Here is a 3,018-nt window from a genome sequence, read left to right as displayed (position 1 = left end):
TCCGGTTTGTGCCGATTCAATGGCGGTCCGACCCCCGCCCAAATCAACGACCGCGGCGTGATCGCCGAACAGCAACACCGGCGCGGAAGCCGAGTTGATCACTTCGACCGTGAAGTCATCTATCTGGCCTCTTCCCTCGGCCAACAAAATCCCCTGAGAGACGACTCCGTTCAAATTGAATGTGTCTCGATCTGCACCGCCGTGAACGTGAAAGATCCTGGCCCCGACGGTTCCCAACAGATCGACGCGGCCACCGACACCCCGGTCTTGGTCGCTGCTCCCGCCCGGCACATAGTCGGCAGCCAGTGTTGCCAGATCAAACGCGTCCACGCTGGCGCCGAGGTCGACACGAATGTCATCACCGGCCAACAGACGCACGTCATCGCCGCCATAAACCGTCGCGCCGCCTGTCACCAGAATATTCTCGGTCGCCGATAGCGAATCGATCGCTGTCAATTCAACATCCGCCGAGATCGACGTGACGTCCTGAACGATCGTCATGGATCCTGTCGTCGAAACATGCACCGGTCCAAACGCACTCAAGCCATCCGTGGCGATTCCGTCCGCCTGATTAAGGATGCGGCCAATGATCAAACCGTTCGCGTCATCAACGAAAAGACCTGCCGCACCCACGACGCCTTCCAGTTTTCCGATCCACGTTTCGATGGGGTTGGTAAGTGTTCCAACACCGACTCCCGCTTGCAGGACAGCGGTCGGTGCGATGATGTTGTCCGTTTCCGCAACCGTGACGTCGTTGCCATCAACAACCGATCCGCTCGTGGTATTCACGGTCACGCCGATGTCCGACCACAACCGTCCGAGAGTGATGTCGCCGCTGGCGTCCAAGTCGATCAGGCCGAGGCAGATCACCGACGCGTCTTCGGACATCGTGATGCCGCCCCCGCCCAGGGCGTCGATGTCCGCCGAAAGCTGAATCGTCGCCGTCGCGGCCGTCGTTACATCGGCGTTTTGCAAAACATCGCCCGTCGCTGCCAATCGCACGGAGTCTTGGTCGGAGTGAACGGGCTGAGAAACGGTCAGGTTTCCGGACGTCGCGATGTCGATGCTGCCCCGCGCGGTGACTCCGGCACCGGGGTTGATGCCACCGACTTCCAAGTTGCCGAAGTTGAAAAGCCAGATTCCGCCGAAGGTCGTGTCGGCTTCGAGATGGCTGACACTTGTTTCCAGCGGATTCGCCTCGTCGCCGATCGCACGTCCGGCGGAAAGCATGGCGTTGGGCGCGAAGATGTTCGGAAGGCCATCAGGTTGCGGCGAAACACTCGCATCGACGCCATCTAAAATGTTGCCACTTGCGATAATGTCGACCGTACCCGTTGCCGAAACGCGACCGACCTTGGCATCCCCGTCCACGATCGCCAGCACGTCGCCGCCGCCCGAAACCACATTGTTAAACTTCAGCGAAGTGTTCGGACTGACGATGTGGATCGTTCCGCCCGCTAGCCCCGTTAATCCTCCATCGGCATCCAGATTCAATGGCAATGCATCACTGGTTCCGTCGACCCCGGTTTGAACATTGAAGACGAGAGACTTGGCCGTGATTCCCGTTCCCTGGACATGCTGCAGACCGCCGGCGGGCACGTAGAGGTTGACCGATTCTCCGGCAACGATTTGGTCGAACCGCAGGTCACCGCCAATGTTTCGAAGAAAAATGTCTTCGCCGGCGGATGCCTGACTGACAGCGCCCGAAACTTGAATCTCCAACGGCAGGACTGCGCTCGTACCGATGTTTCCGGTTCCGGCGACGAGCGTCAGATCTCCCGAAGTCACGTTAATCGACGGTGACACGGCGCCCGTACTTTGAATCGTCTGTGGGGCGGTCAGGCTGACGTTTCCGTCGGCCGAAACGTATTCGACTTCCAAGTCCTGCATCGTGCTCTGCAAGAAGATTTCGCCACCGGAAATGACTATGACTTTGCCCGAAGCATCGATGAACAGCGGCGACGTTTGCTTGATCCTGATTTCCGCGGCGCCGATCTGGATGTCACCCGGGTTGTTCGCTCCGGCCAGAGCTTTCTGTTCTTCGGTCGTCAGAGTTCCATTCAATAGGCTGTCGAAACTCAGGACCATCGGGGCGTCCAGCATCCCGAGGCCGTCTTGTGCGTTGATCGTCACATTGCCGCCGCTGATGTTCGGAATGCCCAGACCGACCAGACCGCCGGGTGACGGTTGCAACGCTTTTTGATTCAGCGCGTAACGCAATTGTTCTTCGGTCCAAACCGAGTTGGCGGTCAACGCGTCTTGCTGATCGGTCGTGGCCGTATAGGCATAGTTCTCATTGAACGTTTGGAACTCAGGGAGTGCCCTCCAGTTCGGGGCCAAAATCTGGAAGTTCGCTGGAATCTCGGCGTTAGGATTGCTGTCGAAGAAATCGACGACTTCCAAATAGCGAGTCTTGGCGTAATCCCGAACGTCGGAATCGGAAATGTTTCCCGGCGTGACATCAGGCACTTCTTGGAACGCATCGTTTTCCAAGTTTTGATTCAATCGATTGGCTCGCTCTTGCGCACTGATCTCCGTCAGTGCGTTGGCTGCTTCTTCACGAAACAGATCCACCGCGTCAACGTTTAATGAGAACGTCTGGTCGTCACCGACGGTACCATACGTTCCGTTTTCTCTCAGTCGCCAATACAGCCGATAGTTTGATTCGATTTGCTGCTCAAACAGCGGGATCGATTTCGCAGCAGATGTCGCGGCGTCCGTTGCGGGATCGCTGGTCGCGAGCAAGGTCAAATCATCCCAGATTCCCTGAATCTGGTCCTCTTCGAGCACACTGGACGTCGTCTGCATCCTCGCATCGAGAATCCGTCCGCTAGCGGCATCCACATAGACGTCGCCGCCGCCTTGCGAGGTAATGCCGTACACCAGCAGATCGCGCTCGTTCTGTCGGATAGCAATGTCGTTGAGGGCTTCGATGTTGACCGTACCGCCGAACGTGCCGAGGGTGAAAAGTGGAATTCCCTCGGTACTGATCAGCAGCGGAACGGGCGTTCCATTTGG

General features: G+C 57.8%; 1 protein-coding gene. It reads right to left on the bottom strand.

What is annotated here, in order from left to right:
- Window positions 1-3,018, bottom strand: a 3,018-nt coding sequence (locus ABX749_RS27800; RefSeq protein ID WP_372898894.1) for a hypothetical protein, incomplete at both ends; no start/stop codon positions are given.

Origin of the sequence: Stieleria sp. (assembly GCF_041595215.1) — a bacterium.
GTDB lineage: Bacteria > Planctomycetota > Planctomycetia > Pirellulales > Pirellulaceae > Stieleria > Stieleria magnilauensis.
The sequence above is the reverse complement of the archived record's forward strand: the minus strand, read 5'-3'. Positions and strand labels throughout refer to the sequence as shown.